The organism is Sanguibacter sp. Z6_81, from assembly GCF_057180625.1.
On record NZ_JBXUFV010000001.1, the window covers coordinates 933,248 to 951,249 of the forward strand.

Annotated in this window: 17 protein-coding genes; 4 read left to right on the forward strand and 13 right to left on the reverse strand. The window is 72.0% G+C overall.

Features of this window, described 5'->3' with window-relative positions; genetic code table 11:
* Nucleotides 1-17: 17 nt before the first annotated feature.
* The 5 genes from AC2AXK_RS04445 to AC2AXK_RS04465 all read right to left on the reverse strand — a co-directional run bounded on the left by AC2AXK_RS04445 (nucleotide 18) and on the right by AC2AXK_RS04465 (nucleotide 5,743).
* Complete coding sequence (locus tag AC2AXK_RS04445; RefSeq protein ID WP_484344124.1) at nucleotides 18-356, reverse strand: cupin domain-containing protein; 339 nt, start codon at nucleotides 354-356, stop codon at nucleotides 18-20.
* Between the two features lie 120 nt (nucleotides 357-476).
* The gene (locus AC2AXK_RS04450; protein ID WP_484344125.1) at nucleotides 477-1,019 is read right to left on the reverse strand and encodes a hypothetical protein; all 543 of its coding nucleotides are present in this window, start codon (nucleotides 1,017-1,019) and stop codon (nucleotides 477-479) included.
* 26 nt (nucleotides 1,020-1,045) lie between these two features.
* Nucleotides 1,046-2,713, reverse strand: coding sequence for an ABC-F family ATP-binding cassette domain-containing protein (locus tag AC2AXK_RS04455; protein ID WP_484344126.1), 1,668 nt, complete (start codon nucleotides 2,711-2,713; stop codon nucleotides 1,046-1,048).
* Between the two features lie 93 nt (nucleotides 2,714-2,806).
* Nucleotides 2,807-3,484: an ANTAR domain-containing protein gene (locus AC2AXK_RS04460; protein ID WP_484344127.1), complete on the reverse strand. Its 678-nt coding sequence runs from the start codon at nucleotides 3,482-3,484 to the stop codon at nucleotides 2,807-2,809.
* A gap of 144 nt (nucleotides 3,485-3,628) precedes the next feature.
* The gene (locus AC2AXK_RS04465) at nucleotides 3,629-5,743 is read right to left on the reverse strand and encodes a thioredoxin domain-containing protein (protein ID WP_484344128.1); all 2,115 of its coding nucleotides are present in this window, start codon (nucleotides 5,741-5,743) and stop codon (nucleotides 3,629-3,631) included.
* Between the two features lie 54 nt (nucleotides 5,744-5,797).
* On the opposite strand from AC2AXK_RS04465, the gene AC2AXK_RS04470 reads away from it, so the two are divergent.
* Entirely contained in the window at nucleotides 5,798-7,537 is a 1,740-nt protein-coding gene (locus AC2AXK_RS04470; protein WP_484344129.1) for a GAF domain-containing SpoIIE family protein phosphatase, read from the forward strand.
* Between the two features lie 76 nt (nucleotides 7,538-7,613).
* Nucleotides 7,614-8,693 (forward strand): YihY/virulence factor BrkB family protein, encoded by a 1,080-nt coding sequence (locus AC2AXK_RS04475; RefSeq protein WP_484344130.1) that lies wholly within the window; start codon nucleotides 7,614-7,616, stop codon nucleotides 8,691-8,693.
* 31 nt (nucleotides 8,694-8,724) lie between these two features.
* Here the strand turns inward: AC2AXK_RS04475 and AC2AXK_RS04480 are convergent, their stop codons facing one another.
* Both AC2AXK_RS04480 and AC2AXK_RS04485 read right to left on the reverse strand, forming a co-directional pair.
* Nucleotides 8,725-8,925: a hypothetical protein gene (locus AC2AXK_RS04480; RefSeq protein ID WP_484344131.1), complete on the reverse strand. Its 201-nt coding sequence runs from the start codon at nucleotides 8,923-8,925 to the stop codon at nucleotides 8,725-8,727.
* A 139-nt stretch (nucleotides 8,926-9,064) separates the two neighbouring features.
* On the reverse strand, nucleotides 9,065-9,703 hold the full coding sequence (locus tag AC2AXK_RS04485) for a M15 family metallopeptidase (RefSeq protein WP_484344132.1): 639 nt from the start codon (nucleotides 9,701-9,703) through the stop codon (nucleotides 9,065-9,067).
* Nucleotides 9,704-9,941: 238 nt separating this feature from the next.
* Between AC2AXK_RS04485 and AC2AXK_RS04490 the strand changes: the two genes are divergently transcribed.
* Nucleotides 9,942-11,534, forward strand: a complete 1,593-nt coding sequence (locus AC2AXK_RS04490) for an FAD-dependent oxidoreductase (protein WP_484344133.1) — start codon at nucleotides 9,942-9,944, stop codon at nucleotides 11,532-11,534.
* Nucleotides 11,535-11,545: 11 nt separating this feature from the next.
* Here AC2AXK_RS04490 and AC2AXK_RS04495 read toward each other — a convergent pair whose 3' ends face one another.
* The 4 genes from AC2AXK_RS04495 to AC2AXK_RS04510 form a co-directional block, all read right to left on the reverse strand.
* Nucleotides 11,546-12,451, reverse strand: coding sequence for an NAD(P)H-hydrate dehydratase (locus tag AC2AXK_RS04495; protein WP_484344134.1), 906 nt, complete (start codon nucleotides 12,449-12,451; stop codon nucleotides 11,546-11,548).
* Nucleotides 12,441-13,199 carry a histidine phosphatase family protein gene (locus AC2AXK_RS04500; protein WP_484344135.1) on the reverse strand — a complete coding sequence of 253 codons (759 nt, stop codon included), beginning with the start codon at nucleotides 13,197-13,199 and terminating at the stop codon, nucleotides 12,441-12,443. Before AC2AXK_RS04500 ends, AC2AXK_RS04495 begins: the two co-directional genes overlap by 11 nt.
* A gap of 134 nt (nucleotides 13,200-13,333) precedes the next feature.
* Nucleotides 13,334-13,537 carry a cold-shock protein gene (locus AC2AXK_RS04505; protein WP_066460786.1) on the reverse strand — a complete coding sequence of 68 codons (204 nt, stop codon included), beginning with the start codon at nucleotides 13,535-13,537 and terminating at the stop codon, nucleotides 13,334-13,336.
* A 222-nt stretch (nucleotides 13,538-13,759) separates the two neighbouring features.
* Nucleotides 13,760-15,394, reverse strand: a complete 1,635-nt coding sequence (locus AC2AXK_RS04510) for a carboxylesterase/lipase family protein (RefSeq protein ID WP_484344136.1) — start codon at nucleotides 15,392-15,394, stop codon at nucleotides 13,760-13,762.
* 62 nt (nucleotides 15,395-15,456) lie between these two features.
* Between AC2AXK_RS04510 and AC2AXK_RS04515 the strand changes: the two genes are divergently transcribed.
* On the forward strand, nucleotides 15,457-16,299 hold the full coding sequence (locus AC2AXK_RS04515) for an aldo/keto reductase (RefSeq protein WP_484344137.1): 843 nt from the start codon (nucleotides 15,457-15,459) through the stop codon (nucleotides 16,297-16,299).
* A gap of 141 nt (nucleotides 16,300-16,440) precedes the next feature.
* On the opposite strand, the gene AC2AXK_RS04520 is transcribed toward AC2AXK_RS04515, so the two are convergent.
* Both AC2AXK_RS04520 and AC2AXK_RS04525 read right to left on the reverse strand, forming a co-directional pair.
* On the reverse strand, nucleotides 16,441-17,523 hold the full coding sequence (locus tag AC2AXK_RS04520) for a fatty acid desaturase family protein (RefSeq protein ID WP_484344138.1): 1,083 nt from the start codon (nucleotides 17,521-17,523) through the stop codon (nucleotides 16,441-16,443).
* A gap of 202 nt (nucleotides 17,524-17,725) precedes the next feature.
* Nucleotides 17,726-17,929 carry a cold-shock protein gene (locus AC2AXK_RS04525; protein WP_042437666.1) on the reverse strand — a complete coding sequence of 68 codons (204 nt, stop codon included), beginning with the start codon at nucleotides 17,927-17,929 and terminating at the stop codon, nucleotides 17,726-17,728.
* Nucleotides 17,930-18,002 lie beyond the last annotated feature (73 nt).

Sequence of the window (18,002 nt, forward strand, 5' to 3'; positions counted from 1 at the left end):
CCCGGTCCGTCGGCCCGTCAGGCCTCGAGCGGGCGCCGGCCCTGGCCGGTGACCGTCGTGAGGAGGAAGGCGGAGTCCTCGAGCGCGAGGACCGCGTGCCGCTCGTGGGTGAGCAGGACGAGCTGTCCTGCGGAGACCTTCGTCTCCTCGAGCCCGCTCACCTGGACCTGCCCGGTGAGCACCTGCAGGCTCGCGGCGTGGGGTGCGTTGTGCTCCGCGAGCTCGGAGCCCGCGACGAGGGCGAGGACCGTCTGGCGCAGTGCGCCGTCGTGCAGGAGGACCTGCGCGCTGCGTCCGTGCGGGGAGGTCCGGGCGGCCGCGAGGTGGGTCTCGGCTTCGTCGGCGAGGTCGGTCATGGGGGTCCCCTCATCTGCGCGCACGCTGGTAGGGCCATCGTTGCACGTCCGGTTCGTCCCGGCTCGGGGCGAACGTCCGGCGGTGCAGCCTGGGACGTCGTCCGCGGGCGCGAGGGTGTGTCAGAACTCCGGGCCGCAGTCCTCGGCCGGGTCGCAGGGGCGGAAGCCGTCGTCGACGACGAGTACGTCACCGTCGGGTCCCAGCGTGATCGACGACGGGTCATCCGCGAGCGCGTCGCGGTCGACCTCCCACACGATGACGGTCCGCGCAGGCCGGGAGCAGTCGACGATCCCGTCGGGGTGCACCGTCTGCCACTCGAGGGTCGCGCCGTCGGCGACGACGCGGCTCCCGGCGCAGGCCGGAGACTCCGCGACGACGAGCACCGACTCCTCGAGGTCGACGTCGAGGACGGCGGTGCGATCGAGGTCAGCCGGCACTCCGGCGAGGAAGTCGTCCCGGGCGGTGTCGTCCGCGAGGAGGAGCGTCGTGTCGAGCGTGATGTCGACGGCCGAGGGCTCGTCGTGCGCGCTCCACGACACGAGGTGGGAGCCGACCTCCGGGCGCTCGTCCAGCTCGGTCGAGCCCAGCAGGGAGCATCCGGGCAGGGCGAGCAGCAGCGCGAGCCGCCAGGACGCGCGCGTGAGGGGCGTCGGGGTGTCCATCCGCACAGGGTACGAGCGGCGGCCTGTCACGTCTCGCTGACCTGGCCGTCCGCGACCGTCCAGCGCCGGTTCACCCGGACGGCGTCGAGCATGCGGCGGTCGTGGGTGACGAGCAGGAGGGTGCCCGTGTAGCCGTCGAGGGCCGCTTCGAGCTGCTCGATCGCGGGGAGGTCGAGGTGGTTCGTCGGTTCGTCGAGCACGAGGAGGTTGACGCCGCGGGCCTGCAGGAGCGCCAGCGCGGCGCGGGTGCGCTCGCCGGGGGACAGGGACGCGACGGGGCGCACGACGTGCGGGGCGCGGAGCCCGAACTTCGCGAGCAGCGTGCGCACCTCGTCCGTGGGCCAGTCCGGCACGAGCCGGGCGAACGCGGCGGACAACGGCTCGGTGTCCCCGGCCGCGCCCAGGTGGTTGCGCGCCTGGTCCACCTCGCCGACGGCGACGCTCGTCCCGAGCGTCGCCGTCCCGGCGTCGAGCGGCACGGCGCCGAGCAGGGCGCGCAACAGGGTCGTCTTGCCCGATCCGTTGGCTCCCGTGATGGCGATCCGGTCTCCGGCGTCCACCTGGAGGTCCACGGGTCCGAGGGTGAACCGCGCGTCGTCGGCGGCTGACGCGCGGTGCTGCACGACGGCGCCGCGCAAGGTCGCCACGACGGCCGAGCCGCGCGGCGCGGCGGCGATCTCGTACCGCAGCTCCCACTCCTTGCGCGGCTCCGCCACCTCGTCGAGGCGCTCGATCATCCGGTCGGTCTGGCGGGCCTTCGCGGCCTGCTTCTCCGAGCCCGCGCGCTTGGCGTGCAGCACGTGCTTGTCCCCGTCGCTCGCCTTGCGCATGGCGTTGCGGGTGCCCTTGTCCGACCACCCGCGCTGCATGCGCGCGCGGTCCTCCAGCGAGGACTTCTTGTCCGCGTACTCGTCGTAGTTCTCCCGCGCGTGCCGGCGTGCCACCGCCCGCTCCTCGAGGTACGCCTCGTACCCGCCGGAGTAGACGCCCACGTGCTGCTGGGCGAGGTCGAGCTCGACGACGCGGGTGACGCACCGGGACAGGAACTCGCGGTCGTGGCTGACGACGACGATCCCGGTGCGCTGGGACCGTACGAACGCCTCGAGCTGGGCGAGCCCGTCGAGGTCGAGGTCGTTGGTGGGCTCGTCGAGGAGCAGCACGTCGAACCGGGAGAGCAGCAGCGCGGCGAGTCCGACGCGGGCGGCCTGGCCGCCGGAGAGCCCGGTCATGAGGTGGTCGACCCCGACGTCGAGGCCGAGCCCGGCGAGCACCGCACCGGCGCGGTCCTCGAGGTCTGCGGCCCCGATGCTCATCCAGCGGTCGAACGCCGACGAGTAGGCGTCGTCCGCCCCCGGCGCCCCCGTCGTGAGGGCGTCGGTGCTCGCGTCGAGCGCGGCCTGCGCGTCCGCGACGCCGGTCCGGCGTGCGAGGTGCGCCCCGACGGTCTCGCCGGGGACCCGCTCGACCTCCTGCGGGAGCCACCCGACGACGGCGTGCGCCGGGGAGACGGTGACCGTCCCGGCGGCGGGCTCGTGCGCACCGGCGAGGAGCCCCAGGAGCGTCGACTTGCCGGCGCCGTTGGCCCCGACGAGCCCGACGACGTCCCCCGGAGCGACGACGAGGTCGAGGCCGGAGAAGAGCGTGCGGTCCGCGTGCCCGGCGGCCAGGCCGCGGGCGACGAGCGTGGCGGTCATGAGTGGATGGCGGTGAGGATCACGGCGATCATTTTAGTGGGCTGCCACGAGCCCCGAGCCCCGAGCCCGGGACGAGGCCGACGGTGGCGGAGGTCAGCCCTTGAGGGCGTTCGCGGCGCGTGCCCATGCAGCCTCGGCGGGGCCGAGCGACTGGAGCAAGGTCTCGGCGATCTCCCGTGACGTGCGCTGGCGCTGTGCGGCCTGGGTCTCGAGGATCCGCCGCGCGCTCCCGGCCGAGACGTTGTTGAGGTGCATGAGGGCGCCGATGGCCTGTTCGACGATCTCCGCGTCCTCGTACTGGGCGTAGGTTCCCGCCGTGGACTCCTCGAGCTCGGACAGCTCGAGGCGCAGGCGCAGCGTCCGGGCAAGGAGCTGCGTGTACGCGTCCACCGTGGTGAGCACCGTCGGCGACCAGGGGTCGAGCCGCTCGGAGTACACGTTGAGCGAGACGGGTGAGTCCGTGAGGGCGAGTGCGGGTATCGCCAGGGCGGACCGGTAGCCCGCCTCGGCCGCGGCGGTGCTCCACGCCTCCCAGCGAGACTCCTGCGAGAGGTCGGGGACCACCTGGCCGACCATCTGGTCCATGGCAGAGAGGCACGGGCCGACGTTCGTCTGGGTCTCGACCTGGTCGCACCGGGCGGAGCGCTCACTGCTGCTCGCGCCGCGGACCGCCACACCGTGCGGCCGCAGGGTGACACTCACCTCGATGTCGGCACCGAGCGCCGCGGCGGCGCGGACGGCGTACTGCTCCAAGTACTCAGACGCGCTCATGGTCTCTCTCCTCCGCAGTCCTGGGTCACCAGGTCGCAGGCCCCCCTCGTCCTCCTGCGCCCTCCGCGACGCGCACACGCTACCGCTAAACGGCCGTGTCCCGGGAGGGACCCGTGGCCGCGACGCGCCAGCCCCTCGGCCCGTTCATCGGGCGTCGTGCAGCAGCATCTCGAGCGCGCCCGGCTCGGTGACCGGGCGCTCGCAGACGAATCCCCGGCAGACGTATGCCGTGGGCACCGGTGCCGGGCGGTCCGCGAGCAGCGGGTGGTCCGAGCCCTCGGGACCGACGGCGATCACGGCACCGGCGGTGGGCGTGCCCCAGGCGACCTGCAGGAGCGCATCGACCGCGTCGTCGGGTGACCGGTCAGGGCCTGCGCCCGCAGGGAGCTGTGGTGTGACGATCGCGATCTCACGTGGCCCGTCGACGAGGGCCTCGGCGACGGAGAGCGCGTGCCCCGCGAAGCGTGGCGCCCGGCCGGCGAGCACGGGGTAGACGCTCAACGCGGCCTCCGCAGCGACCCGGTGCCGGTGGGAACCGGAGAGCGCGGCGAAGCGCAGGAGTGCGCCGGCCGCGGCGGAGCGTCCCGACGGGCTCGCGTTGTCGCCCGGGTCCGCTGGCCGGATGATGAGTGCGACGTCGTCGGACGCCAGCCCGGTGTCGAAGAAGTCCGCGGGCGCCTGCGTGCCGTCCTCCTGCGGTTCTCCGGCCTGGGTGAAGCGTTCGAGGACGACGTCGAGGAGGCGTTCAGCGAGGTCGTACCACCGGCGCTCGCCCGTCGCGGAGAAGAGGACGAGCAGGCCGTCCGCGAGCAGGCCGTAGTCCTCGAGGACGCCCGCGGCGTTGCTCAGGCGTGCGTCGAGCGAGACCCGCAGGAGGTTCCCCGTGCTCTCGTCGACGTGCAGCCCGACAACGTGCTCGGCTGCCACGCGCGCGGCGTCCACCCAGTCCGGTCGACCGAGGATCATGCCCGCCTCGGCGAGCCCGCCGACCGCCATGCCGTTCCACCCGGCGACGACCTTGTCGTCCCGTCCGGGACGGACCCGGTGCTCCCGGGCGGTGCGCAGCGCCTCGCGCACCCGGGCCAGGCGGACCTCGCCCGGTTCGCCCGTGCCGGGGTCCGTGGCCGCGACGAGGTCGGAGCGCACGAGCTGGAGGACGCTGGCGCCGTGCTCGAAGCTGCCCGTCGGCGTCACGGAGAACACCTGCGCCGCCCACGCACCGTCGTCCTCCCCGAGGACCTCGACGAGCTGGGCCGGCGTCCAGGAGTAGAAGCGTCCCTCCTCGCCCTCGGAGTCGGCGTCGAGGGACGACGCGAACGCGCCCTGCTCGGTCCGCAGCTCGCGGAGCAGGAACTCCACGGTCTCGGCCGCGACGCGCCGCGCCAGGTGGGCGACGTCGCCCGAGGACGAGCGGGCGAGGTGGGCGTAGACGGGCAGCAGCTGCGCGTTGTCGTAGAGCATCTTCTCGAAGTGGGGGACGACCCACCGGGCGTCGACGGAGTACCGGGCGAACCCGCCGCCGAGCTGGTCGTAGATGCCACCGCGCGCCATCGCCTCGCAGGTGTGCTCGACGAGGGCGAGAGCCTCCGGATCGCCGGTGCGGGCGTGGTGGCGCAGCAGCTGGTCGAGGGTCATCGACGGCGGGAACTTCGGTGCACCACCGAACCCGCCGTTCGCGCGGTCGTGCTGCTCCGCCAGGCCACGCACCGCCGCGGCGAGGTCGTCGGCCGACGGCGCGCCGGTCGCTGTCCCCAGCTCTGCGGGCGTCGCGCGCAGGTGCTCGACGAGCCCGGCCGCCTGCTCGACGAGGTCCGAGCGCTTGTCACGCCACGCGACGCTCACGGCGTCGAGCACCTGCCGGAATGCCGGCATGCCCTGGACGGGTGTGGGCGGGAAGTACGTCCCCGCGAAGAAGGGTGCCCCGCCGGGTGTGAGGAACACCGTCATGGGCCAGCCACCCTGTCGGGTCATCGCGACGACGGCCGACATGTAGATCGAGTCGATGTCCGGGCGTTCCTCGCGGTCCACCTTGATGTTGACGAAGCCCGCGTTCATCTGCCGGGCCGTGGCCTCGTCCTCGAACGACTCGTGGGCCATGACGTGGCACCAGTGGCACGCCGCGTAGCCGACGGACAGCAGCACGGGGACGTCACGCTCCCGCGCGGCGGCGAACGCCTCCTCGCCCCATGCGTACCAGTCGACGGGGTTGTCGGCGTGCTGGCGGAGGTAGGGCGACAGGGACCGGGAGAGGCGGTTCATAGATCGACCGTACGCGGGGGGCCAAAATCGCGCCGGACAGTGGATAATCGGCGTGTGCCCGTGCCACCGCCGCTGAGTGACGACCTCGAACCGCTGCTAGGTCCGTCCCTCGACGACGAGATGCGTGACCGGTATGCCCGCCTCGCCCGGGTTCGTCTCGGCGTGGCGGTCGCCATGGTCTCGCTCGACTCGCAGGCGGGATCTCCGCAGACCGCGTCGTGGGCGGTGCCCGCCGCCTGGGAGGCTGACTCCGTCCCGTACCTCGGGGACTGCTTCCGGGCCGTCGTCCTGTCGCGTGACGCACCGCTCGTGGTGCCCGACGTCGCCGCGGACGCGCAGCTCGTCGAGCGGCTCACGGGCCCGGACGCGCAGGTCGCCTCGTTCCTCGGTTTCCCGCTCGGCGACCCCGGTCCTGAGCGTCTCGGGGTGCTGTGCGTCATGGACACCGCGCCGCGCGAGTGGAGCGCCGACGATCTCGAGTTCCTCGACGACCTGGCCGCCCTGTGCTCGTCCGAGCTCAAGCTGCGGGCCGAGCACGCGCGGGCGCGCGAGATCCAGCGGGTCATGACGCAGAACAGCAGGAAGAACCGGCTGCTCCTGCTCCTCAGCGACGCCTTCGCGGACGCCGTCACCGTCGAGGACGTCGCGCAGATCGCCGGCCGTGTCGCCACGACCGGGCTGGGCGTGCGCCACACCGCCCTCGCGCTGCTCAGCGAGGACGGCCAGACGCTCCGGTACACCACGCAGAGCGAGTACTTCAGCGGGCTCGACGAGAAGTGGATCGATGCGTCCATCGACGACGACCGTCCGCTCTCCTACGTCGCGCGGACCCGTCAGACCGCGCTCTACCGCGACTTCGCGCACATGGCGGAGGAGTTTCCGTCGATCGCGTCCGCGGACCCGGGCGCCGGGGGTGGCCGGGCACTGCTGCCTCTCGTCTCGAGCGGGGAGCTGCTCGGCGTGCTCGCCCTCGTCTGGGACATGCCGCGCCAGTTCAACGAGCAGTCCGCACCCATCAAGGCTGCCCTCGCCGGCTACACCGCGCAGGCGCTCGACCGCGCCCGGCTCCTCGCCGAGCGTCAGAGCGTCGCGCAGCGCCTCCAGTCCGCGATGCTCACGCCGCTGCCCACCGTGCTCGGGCTGCAGCTCTCGACCGTGTACGAGCCCGCGGCCCGCGACGAACAGGTCGGCGGCGACTGGTACGACGCGGTCGAGCTCGACGACGGCTCGCTCGCGCTCATGATCGGTGACGTCACGGGACACGACCTCGAGGCGACCATCCTCATGGGTCAGCTGCGGTCGATGCTCCGGGCGTTCGCGTGGGAGCACGACGAGCCACCGTCGGCCGTCCTGTCGCTCCTCGACCGGGCCAACCAGGGGATCGGGCTCAACGCCACGGGAACCGGGATCGCCATGCGGTTGCGCCGGACCGCGGAGGGCGGATATGCGCTCGAGTGGTCCAGCGCGGGTCACCCGCCGCCGGCGATCCTGCGGGCCGACGGCTCGGTGGAGGTGCTGCGCGAGCGCAACGACCTCATGCTCGGCATCCTGCCGACGATCACCCGCCACGACCACACCGCGGTCCTGCATCCCGGTGACACGCTCGTGCTCTATACCGACGGGCTCATCGAGCGTCGCGGCGAGACGATCCTCGACGGTCTGCGGCGCCTCGCCGACGTGCTGGGACGGCACGCCTCCCACGACTTCGAGACGCTCGGTCAGACCCTGTTGGAGGACATGGTCGGCGGGGCTCTCGACGACGACACGGCGCTCCTCCTCGCCCGCGTCGTCTAGGTCTCCCGACTCGCGGCGGGGGCGGTCGCGTCGCACGATGGGACGAGACCACCGCGCCGAACGAGGAGACCTGCCCATGACCGGATCCGCCGAGACCAGCCCCGAGACGGTCCCCGACAAGAACGCCCCGGCGCCCGACGACCCCCGCAAGCCAGACTCCCCGCGCGAGATGTCCAAGCAGTCGTGGACGTACGTGCTGGGCAAGACGGTCCGGGAGTTCATGAAGGACCAGTGCACGGACATCGCCGCAGCGCTCACGTACTACGGGGTCCTCGCGGTCGCGCCCGCGCTCCTCGCCCTGGTGTCCATCCTCGGGCTCGTGGGCAACACGGACGAGATCATCGGTGACCTCGAGGGGTACGTGCCGCCCGACATGCTCAGCGGCATCCAGCCGCTCATCGAGCAGGTCACGCAGTCCTCCGCCTCCGGGTTCGCGCTCGTCGTCGGACTCGCGGGAGCCCTGTGGTCGGCATCCGGCTTCGTCAACGCCTTCAGCCGCGGGATGAACCGCATCTACGAGATCGACGAGGGCCGACCGATCTGGAAGCTGCGTCCCATGATGCTGCTCCTCACGACGATCCTGCTCGTCCTCGTCGCGGCGATCGCGTTCATGCTCGTCGCCTCCGGTCCTGTCGCCAGCAGCATCGGCGGGCTGCTCGGCCTGAGCGACACGGCCGTGACGGTGTGGAACATCGCCAAGTGGCCCGCCGTCCTCGTGCTCGTCGTCGTCGTCATCGCGATGCTCTACTACGGCACGCCCAACGTGAAGCAGCCGAAGTTCCGCTGGATCAGCCTCGGCGCGATCATCGCGATCCTCGTGTGGGCGATCGCCTCGGCCGGGTTCGCGTTCTACGTCGCGAACTTCTCGAACTACGACGCCACGTACGGCGCACTGGCCGGAGTCATCGTCTTCCTCCTGTGGGTGTGGATCAGCAACCTTGCGCTGCTCTTCGGCGCGGAGCTCGACGCCGAGATCGAGCGTGGGCGTGAGCTCGAGGCCGGGATCAAGGCGGAGAAGCTCATCCAGCTCCCGCCCCGTGACACGACGGCGAGCGAGAAGAAGGCGGCCAAGGCGGAGAAGGACATCGAGAAGGGACGCGAGATCCGGGAGAACAGTGGGAAGGTCCCGGGCGAGGGCAGCGAGCCCCGGGGGTAGACCCCGCCGGCGCAGTGCCCGGCGCAGTTGCTCAGGCGCGCAGAAGGCTCGGTGTGGCCGCGGTCCGCTGGACGGGAGCGGGGCGGGCCGTAGCCGGCAGCACGACCGGGCCGAGGACGCGTTCGAAGCGGCCGGTGAGGCGGGCCATCGCCAGGCCAGCCATGCCGGAGCGGCGCAAGGAGAGGAGCGTCGCGGGCGCCGTTGCGGCGGAGTCGAGCTTCGGGCTGATCACTCTGTGACAGTAGGACGCTGGTCCGAACCGCTTCAAGGTGTGCGCGGGTGAACACGTATGGGGAGAACTCCCCATGGATGAACTTGTGGGTGTTCGTCCGGACTTCCACCGGGCGGCCGCGCACGTTTCATCCGCTCGGTCATCCCTGGAACGTCCAGTGCCACGGCTCCCGTGGGACGTCCTCGACGAACCCGTGCGCCGCCCCGTTGGCACGCATCCAGGCGAGGGCCTTGGAGTCGAGCCCGAGGTCGACGCTCAGACCCCACCCGTGGTTGCTCGTCCCGGGCTTGGCAGCGAGCCCGCCCTCCGAGTAGAGGCCCTTGCGTGCGACGAGATCCACCTGACTCTCGTAGGTGCGGTAGGAGTCGGTGATCCCGATGGTCACGCCGTCGGCCTTCGCGGCCGCGAGCAACCCGTCGAACGACGACGCGGCGGGTGCCCAGAGCCGGTGACCGGTCCCCCCGATCTCGGTGAGCGCCTCCCGCGGGACCTTCCCGTTCCCGTACACCGCGAGGTCCTCGGGCACGCCGTCGGCGTTGAGCCGGGGTGCTGCGCTCGTGGGCGCGGCCCCGGTCGTGCCGCCGGTGGGGGCGACGGAGCCGACGGCCTGGGCGAGGGCGGAGCTGAACGTGCCGGCGCCCGACGCTGCCGACGCGGCGCTGGTCGACGCGGTGCCGACCAGGCCCATCGCGCCCGTCGCGGTCCGCGGGCCGGCCAGGGCCCCGATGGTGGACCGGATGTCCAGGATCCGCGAGGTGATCGCCTCGATGCCGCTCACTGTGCCCTCGTATCGCTGGTGCGGCCGATCCGTGGCCCGTGTGCAGCCGCATCCCAGCGGCCGTCCTCATCCAGTCCTATCGACCGGCGCCCGGCGCCCATGAGCGATCAGCCTGCTCCCCGACCCGACCCGACCCGAACCGCGGCAGGCGTCGGTGGCGCGCCGGTCACGCAGGGCGCCACCGGGACCGCGTGACGTTCACCGCGCGGATCGCGTGAGCGTTGCGCATCATCGAGGTATGACTCTCCTGGACACCACCTCGTTGTGGCTCGACCGGTCAGCGCGATCGACACCGCCGTCGAACCAGCTCCTCGACCCGCTCGTCAGCGGGTCCCACTACGACGTCGCCGTCGTCGGTGCCGGTCTCACCGGGTTGACGACCGCCGTGCTCCTCGCGCGTGGCGGCTGCTCCGTCGTCGTGCTCGAGGCGCGGCACGCAGGAGCGGTGACGACCGGCAACACGACGGCGAAGCTGTCGCTCCTGCAGGGGACCACCTACTCCGACCTGCTCTCCCGGCACGACGAGGAGACCGTCGGGCACTACCTCGAGGGCAACCGCGAGGCGCAGTCCTGGCTGCTGCGCTACCTCGACAGCCACGGTGTGGCCTACCAGCGCCGGCACGCGGTCACGTACGCGGTCACCGACAGGGGCGTGCGCTCCGTGCGTGCGGAGCTGGAGGCTGCCGAGCGGCTCGGGCTGCCGGTCCAGTGGCGCGACGACGTCGGTCTCGAGTACGACAACGAGGGCGGGATCGTCCTGGCGGACCAGGCGCAGTTCCACCCCATGGAGGTGCTCGACGCACTCTCCGCGGAGCTCACCGAGCGCGGCGTGGCCGTCTTCGAGGCGTGCCGCGTCATGGGCGTCGACGCCGGAGCTCCGCACACCCTGCGTGTCGAGCGCGGGGCGCAGGGCCTGGCGACCGAGCCGCTGACGGTGACCGCTGGCAGGGTGGTGCTCGCGACAGGCATACCGATGCTCGACCGGGGCGGCTTCTTCGCCCAGCTCGAGCCGATGCGCTCCTACGCGTTGTCCTTCCGGGTCCCGGGAGTGATCCCGCAGGGCATGTACCTCTCCGCGGACGGCCCCACCCGTTCGTTGCGCACCTACCCGGGCCCAGACGGGGACCTCCTGCTCGTCGGCGGCAACGGCCATGTCGTGGGCCGCGAGACCCACACCCGGGCCCAGGTCGAGGACCTCGTGCGGTGGACGCAGGAGCGCTTCCCGGGTGCTGAGCTGACCCACCAGTGGTCCGCGCAGGACTACAAGCCCGTCTCGCACCTACCGTTCGTCGGCCCGATCACGCCGGGCGACGACTCGATCCTCGTGGCCACCGGGTACAACAAGTGGGGAATGACCAACGCGGTCGCGGCAAGCCTCGCCCTGAGCGAGACGGTCCTGGGCGACGCGGAGCGTGGCTCCATGCCGTGGGCGGAGGCCTTCCGCAGCTGGAGCAGCCACGACCTCAGCGGCGCCCTCGAGGGGGCCCGCATCAACGCGGGTGTCGGTGTGCGGATGGTCGCCGACCGGCTCAAGGCGGCGATCCCGGGTGTCGTGCCCGTCGAGGGTGCGAAGGGCGACCCCGACGAGGGCGAGGGGCGCATCGAGCGCGACGGCGCCACGCAGGTCGCCGTGTGCACGATCGAGGGCCGCACCTACCGGCGCTCGGCGACCTGCCCGCACCTCGGGGGGATCGTCTCCTGGAACGACGCGGAGCGGACGTGGGACTGCCCGCTGCACGGTTCGCGCTTCGCGCCCGACGGCGTCGTGCTCGAGGGTCCCGCGGTCAACCCCCTGGCGGAGCACGGGACCGACGCCGAGCGCCACGGCTGAGGGAGCACCCGTCAGGTCGACAGCTCGGCGACGACCTTCGGCAGCTCGTCCGCGAGCTCGCGGGCGAGGTAGCCGAACGCGCCCACCGCCGAGGTGAGTCTGTCGCCCGCGACGGCGTGCGCGTGGGTGCCCCACGCCGTCGCACGGTCGGGAGCGACCCCGCGCGCGCAGATGCCCGCGACGGCTCCGGCGAGGACGTCGCCGGAGCCCGACGTCGCGAGCCCGCCGGTGCCCGTCGTCAGCTCCCACCCGGCGCCCTCCGGGGGGACGACGAGGCCCTGGCACGAGACGACCGCGCCGTAGCCGTCCGCCACGCCGCGCAGCGCGCGGTGCAGGGCGGCGGGGTCGTCGAGGTCGGCGTCCTCCTCCTCGAGGAGACGAGCGGCCTCGGACGGGTTGGGGGTGAGGATGAGGCGCCCGCGCAGTCCGCTCGCCGCGTCGCGCACCCGCGGGAGCACCCCGAGCGCGAACGCGTCGAGGACCACGCGGGTCTGCTCGCCCAGGAGCGGCAGGACCGTCTCGAGCAGAGCCACCGCCTCCTCGGGGTCGTCGAGACCCGGACCGACGACGACGACGTCGGACGAGCCGAGACTGTCGGCGAGCACGTCGCCACCGGACCCCCGGACGCTGCCGGAGCTCGTCTCCGCCAGACCGACCACGCCGGCCTCCGGGACCGCGACAGCCAACGCCGGAGCGACGGACTCCGCGACAGCCATCGTCAGCCGGCCCGCCCCGACCCGCAGGGCGGCCACCCCCGCGAGGAGGACCGCGCCGGGCGTGCCACGGGCGCCCCCGACGACGAGCACCTGACCGCGGTCGTACTTGGACGCCACCTGCGTCGGCAGGCCCCAGTCGCGCAGGAGCGCGGGGGTGAGCGGAGCGGGGCCGGTCTGCGGCGCGGCGGGATCAGGCGACATCGGTGCTGCCCTTCTGGTCGGTGTGCGCGGCGCCGTGCTCGGTGAGGTGGTCCTCGTCGCTCACGAGATCAGCGGTCCACCGGAACGGGTCGCCCCCCTCCTCGCGGCGCAGCCGGGTGACCGAGGCGTTGGCCACGCCCCGGGTGCGTCCGAGCTCGAGGACCTCCTGCTCGTTCATGCCCTCGCAGACGTACCGGAACACCATGATGACGGCGTCGTGGCACGTGATGAGGATGCGGCGCGGGGACTGCGGGCCGAGCCGGTCGAGGTCGGCGAGGAACGTCCGTACGCGCAGGGCGACGTCCGTCCAGGACTCCCCGCCCGGCGGCCGGTAGTAGAACTTCCCGTGCCACTGCCGGCGCTCGGCCTCGTCGGGGAACTCCTCGCGGATCCCCGCGAGCGACAGTCGGTCAAGGACTCCCAGGTCCCGGTCCCGCAGGCGTTCGTCGAGCCGCAGGGGCAACGCCATCCCCGCCTCGTCGAGCGCCAGGCGCGCGGTCTCCTGCGCGCGCACGAACGGTGAGGACCACACCGCCTGGGGTGACTCGTCCGCGGGCAGGTCCCGTAACCAGCGGCCGAGCGCACGGGCCTGCTGCTCGCCCGTGGCGGACAGGGGGACGTCGGCGTCCCGGAGGTCGATCGCGATCCGCGGGAGGCCGTCACGGTCGGCGGACGCGCTCGCCACGTTCCCTGTGCTCTGACCGTGCCGGACCAGCACCAGCTCGAGGGGTCCACAGTGCTCAGACATGCTTGCCACTATCCGACGAACAGCCGCGTTCCGCATCCGAAGCCGCGTGGAACCCGTGCCCGGACGCGACGAAGGCCCCGGTCGCACGCGACCGGGGCCTTCGGGAGGTCATCACGTCAGCGACGTGACTCGCATCAGATGGGGCGGATGTTCTCCGCCTGCGGGCCCTTGGGGCCCTGCGTGATGTCGAACTCGACCTTCTGGTTCTCGTCCAGCGAGCGGTAGCCCGAGCTCTGGATCGCCGAGTAGTGCGCGAAGACGTCAGCACTGCCGTCCTCGGGTGCGATGAAGCCGAAGCCCTTTTCCGCGTTGAACCACTTCACGGTTCCAACTGCCATGGTGATACTCCTCCAAGAGTACGTCGGACGACCCCCCCTGTGAGGGCCGCTCGTCACGGTGCCGTCGTCCACTCCTGAAGAGGACCACCCCAGCTCGCGCCGGTGCGGGTGAGACGTGCGAGTCACTGCAACTTCGCGGCTAACTCTAGCCATATCGGGGCCATCGTCGCTAGATCCACAGGAGGAAAGTGTGACGTGGCCCACGAGGGTGCCCGGCGGGGGTCAGCGGTAGGTCTCGGTGCCCTCCCAGGCCCGCCGTCGCTCACGCCCCGGGTCGCTGATGACGCGGTCCCGGGAGTCGAAGATCATCGTCGGGCGGTCGTCGGAGTCGTATGCGGGCCAGCGCGCACCGAGAGCGCCGTGACGGGCGAAGGTGAGCCACTCGTCCTGCATCCGCTCGCGCAGCGCAGCGAGCTCCTCGGCGCCGCCCAGCCATGTCGCCGAGCGGGTCTCCGGCGAGGACGGCGCGACGAGCACGGGGAGCAGGTCCGTGCCGTGCGCACCGCCGAGCCCGCGGAGGTTGAGGGCATGCGTCGTGAAGTCGTAGCGGTAGACGAACGTCGGTGCCTGTGCCGCGTGGGCCTGGGCGGCGCGGACCGCCGGGATCCAGAAGAGCGCGTCCCCGCCCAGCTGGGCGCGGGCGCGCGGCGACGGGTAGCCCGGGTAGGCGGACAGGACGCGCAGCTGGGCCGCGGGGTCCGTGATCTCGAACATGAGGTCGATCGCCGCGGCGCTCGTGGGCACCTCCGAGTGGCGCCGTCCGAGGAAGGCGAGGCCCTCGTGCTTCGTCGACCCGACGAGCAACGGCACCGGGTGCGCACGCCCGGCCGCGAAGACGTCGGCGGGGTGCTCGGGCAGGAAGTCGCCGTCGACCACGGGGCTCATGCACCGTGCGCCCGGGGCCTCCCGTGCGGCGAGCGCGCTCAGCCGTGTCCCGGCGGCGACGAGCTCCGCCGGTGGAGCTGAGAGGAGCGCGTCGACGGCGAGGCTCTCCGTCGTGTGCAGCCAGGTGATGAAGTCGCTCGCCCACCCCGCGGCGCGCTCGCGACCGTTGACGCTCGCGACGGCCGGGCTCTGGGCGATCACCCGGTGGAACAGGCCGGCTGCGCTGGGCACGCACATGAGGGTCGTGGCGGCCGTCGCCCCGGCGGAGTGGCCCATGAGGGTGACGTTGCCGGGGTCGCCGCCGAAGCCGGCCACGTTGTCCCGGACCCACTCCAGCGCGGCGACGACGTCCCGGAGCCCGACGTTGCTGTCGAACGTGCGACGAGGCGAGGAGAAGCGCGAGAAGTCGAGGAACCCGAGCGCCCCCAGGCGGTAGTTCACGGTGACGACGACGACGTCACCCCGTGCCGCGAGGGTCTCGGGCGACAGGGCGGGCATCGAGCCGGCCCCCGAGACGAACCCGCCCCCGTGGATCCAGACGATCACGGGCCGGGCGTCACCGACGGCGGCTGGGTCCTCCGGGGCGTGCGGGGCGGCCGGTGTGCCCGGGGTGAGGACGCTGAGGGTGAGGCAGTCCTCGGACTGCTCGACGTCTGCCCCGACCCGCCACGGCGAGTGGGCGGGGCGCTGCGGTGCGACGGGGCCCTCGTGCACGCACGTGCGGGTGCCCGTCCATGGCGTGGCGGGCCGGGGCGCACGGAACCGGAGGTTGCCGACGGGCGGCGCGGCGTAGGGGATCCCCCGGAAGACGTGCACGCCGTCACGGGCGACTGCCCCGCGGACCATGCCTGCCAGGGTGCGGACCTCGGGGCCCGGGCGCAGCGGTGCGCTCGTCGGGGTCTGCGGGGTGGTGGGGCCGGGTGTCACGGTGAGCTCCTGACGGTCGACGGCACGGTGAGCGGGTTCACTCATGAGGCTAGCCCGCGACGAGCGCCCGCGGGGCGGACCTGCGTCCTGTCGGGTATGAAAGACGGATGAGCACACACGTTCCCACCATCACCCTCAACAACGGCGTCGAGATCCCTCAGGTGGGGTTCGGCACCTTCCAGATCTCCGAGGAGGACACGCAGCGCGCCGTCGAGTCGGCGTTCGAGGCCGGGTACCGCCACATCGACACGGCGGCCGGCTACTACAACGAGGCCGGCGTCGGCGCAGCGGTGCGGGCGAGCGGGCTCGCCCGCGAGGACGTCTTCGTCACGACGAAGCTCCGCAACGGGGACCAGGGCTACGACGCGACGCTCAAGGCGTTCGAGGCGAGCCGGTCCGAGCTGGGCCTCGACTACGTCGACCTGTACCTCATCCACTGGCCGGTGCCGAGCAAGGACCTGTACGTCGAGACGTGGCGGGCGTTCGAGAAGCTCTACGCGGACGGCCTCGTGCGGTCCATCGGCGTGTCGAACTTCCTCACCGAGCACCTCGACCGGTTGCTCTCCGAGACGGAGGTCGTCCCGGTGGTCAACCAGATCGAGGTGCACCCGACGTTCCAGCAGGCCGAGCTCGCGGACGCGTGCGTCGCGGCGTCCGTGGCGGTCGAGGCGTACAGCCCGCTCGGGCGGGGCGACGACCTCCGGGCGCCCGAGGTCGTGTCGATCGCCGAGGCCCACGGCGTGACGCCGGCGCAGGTCGTCCTGCGGTGGCACGTGCAGAGCGGGCACATCGTCATCCCGAAGTCCGCCACCCCGGAGCGCATCGTCGCGAACCTCGACGTCTTCGGGTTCGAGCTCGACTCGGACGAGATGGCTCGGGTGACCGGCCTCGAGCGGGGCGGCCGCACGGGGGCCGACCCCGCGACGGCGTCGTTCACGCAGTTCCGCTGAGCGGATCTCCGCAGACGCACAGCTGCGGACGCGCAGGACTGCAGACACAGTGAGAGCCCGAGACGCACAGACGCCCGCCGCCAGGGATGGCGACGGGCGTCTGTGCGTGAGGACGAGCGGCTGGCGGCGTCCGGCCGGAGGTCAGCGGTACGCGGCGACCAGCGGGCAGGTGAACGTGTCACGGTCACCGAGGCCGACGCGGTTGAGGTAGCGGATGACGATGCCGTAGCTCTGGAACAGGCCCGTCTCGGTGTACGTCACGCCCTTCTCGGCGCAGAACTCCGAGACGATCGGCTGCGCGTGGCGCAGGCTGATGCGCGGCATGCTCGGGAAGAGGTGGTGCTCCACCTGGTAGTTGAGCCCGCCGAGCGCGACGTCGATGAACCGGCCGCCGGTGACGTTGCGGCTCATGAGCACCTGGCGGCGCAGGAAGTCGATCTTCATGTCCTTGGGGACGATCGGCATGCCCTTGTGGTTGGGCGCGAAGGACCCGCCCATGTAGAGGCCGAAGAGGGCGAGGTGCAGCGCCATGAACGCGACGGCCTTGCCGGGGGAGAGGACGAGGAAGACGAGGGCGACGTAACCACCGAGGCGGGAGCCGAGGAAGAGGATCTCGGTGCCACGACGGGCGATGGGCTCGCGACCGAGCACGCGCTTGAGGCCCTGGTAGTGCAGGTCGAGGCCTTCGAGGAGGAGCAGGGGGAAGAAGAACCAGCCCTGGTGCGCGGCGAACCAGCGTGTCACGGGGTTGCGGCGCGAGGCGGCCTGCTCGTGCGTGAACGCGAGGATGGGGAGGTCGATGTCGGGGTCGACGGTGTCCTTGTTGGGGTTGCCGTGGTGCTTGGTGTGCTTGTGCTGCCACCAGCCGTAGCTCAGGCCGACGAAGAGGTTCGCGACGACGAGGCTGACCCACTCGTTCCACTTGCCGGACTTGAACATCTGGCGGTGCGCTGCGTCGTGACCGAGGAACGCGGCCTGCGTCATGACGACGGCGGCGACGACGGCGGTGACGAGCTGCCACCAGGAGTCACCGATCATGATGAACGCGGTGATGAGGGCCGCGTAGACGACGACCATGCCGACGAGCTTGGCCCAGTAGTACCCGTAGCGGCGGCGCATGAGGCCGGCTTCCTGGATACGGCGGCTGAGCTCCGCGAAGTCGCTCACGGCGCGGACGCGCGGGGACTGTGCGGACGGGCTGGGCGGGGTGAGCGTTGCGCTCATGGAGTCTCCGGGGGGAGTCGGTGAGCGCAGGGTGGTGCGTGTTCAGCCAACCGGTGAGTTTCGCTCGGGCTCAAGGGTGGTCGGCGTACGGCTTCGTGGAGCCGGAGGATACACAAATGCCCCGGGCATGGCGCCCGGGGCATCTGTGGAGGACTCAGATTGCGATCACGTGGTCGAGACCGCCGTGATCAGCGAATCAGAATCAGAGGGGGCGGATGTTCTCAGCCTGCGGGCCCTTGGGGCCCTGCGTGACGTCGAACTCAACCTTCTGGTTCTCGTCGAGGGAACGGTATCCGCTCGAGGCGATCGCGGAGTAGTGCGCGAACACGTCGGCGCTGCCGTCCTCGGGTGCGATAAAGCCGAAGCCCTTTTCGGCGTTGAACCACTTCACGGTTCCAACAGTCATGGTGATCTCCTTCAAGAGTGATCAGTCGACCCCGCCTGTCGGGGCCGTACGTCACGGTGTTCCGTCGTCAACT

Bases quoted from the DNA above. Each gene is read 5' to 3' on its own strand.
- AC2AXK_RS04465 (WP_484344128.1), bottom strand. From the start codon at position 5,743: ATGAACCGCCTCTCCCGGTCCCTGTCGCCCTACCTCCGCCAGCACGCC.
- AC2AXK_RS04475 (WP_484344130.1), top strand. From the start codon at position 7,614: ATGACCGGATCCGCCGAGACCAGCCCCGAGACGGTCCCCGACAAGAAC.
- AC2AXK_RS04450 (WP_484344125.1), bottom strand. From the start codon at position 1,019: ATGGACACCCCGACGCCCCTCACGCGCGCGTCCTGGCGGCTCGCGCTG.
- AC2AXK_RS04455 (WP_484344126.1), bottom strand. From the start codon at position 2,713: ATGACCGCCACGCTCGTCGCCCGCGGCCTGGCCGCCGGGCACGCGGAC.
- AC2AXK_RS04515 (WP_484344137.1), top strand. From the start codon at position 15,457: ATGAGCACACACGTTCCCACCATCACCCTCAACAACGGCGTCGAGATC.
- AC2AXK_RS04490 (WP_484344133.1), top strand. From the start codon at position 9,942: ATGACTCTCCTGGACACCACCTCGTTGTGGCTCGACCGGTCAGCGCGA.
- AC2AXK_RS04505 (WP_066460786.1), bottom strand. From the start codon at position 13,537: ATGGCAGTTGGAACCGTGAAGTGGTTCAACGCGGAAAAGGGCTTCGGC.
- AC2AXK_RS04520 (WP_484344138.1), bottom strand. From the start codon at position 17,523: ATGAGCGCAACGCTCACCCCGCCCAGCCCGTCCGCACAGTCCCCGCGC.
- AC2AXK_RS04495 (WP_484344134.1), bottom strand. From the start codon at position 12,451: ATGTCGCCTGATCCCGCCGCGCCGCAGACCGGCCCCGCTCCGCTCACC.
- AC2AXK_RS04525 (WP_042437666.1), bottom strand. From the start codon at position 17,929: ATGACTGTTGGAACCGTGAAGTGGTTCAACGCCGAAAAGGGCTTCGGC.
- AC2AXK_RS04445 (WP_484344124.1), bottom strand. From the start codon at position 356: ATGACCGACCTCGCCGACGAAGCCGAGACCCACCTCGCGGCCGCCCGG.
- AC2AXK_RS04460 (WP_484344127.1), bottom strand. From the start codon at position 3,484: ATGAGCGCGTCTGAGTACTTGGAGCAGTACGCCGTCCGCGCCGCCGCG.
- AC2AXK_RS04510 (WP_484344136.1), bottom strand. From the start codon at position 15,394: ATGAGTGAACCCGCTCACCGTGCCGTCGACCGTCAGGAGCTCACCGTG.
- AC2AXK_RS04500 (WP_484344135.1), bottom strand. From the start codon at position 13,199: ATGTCTGAGCACTGTGGACCCCTCGAGCTGGTGCTGGTCCGGCACGGT.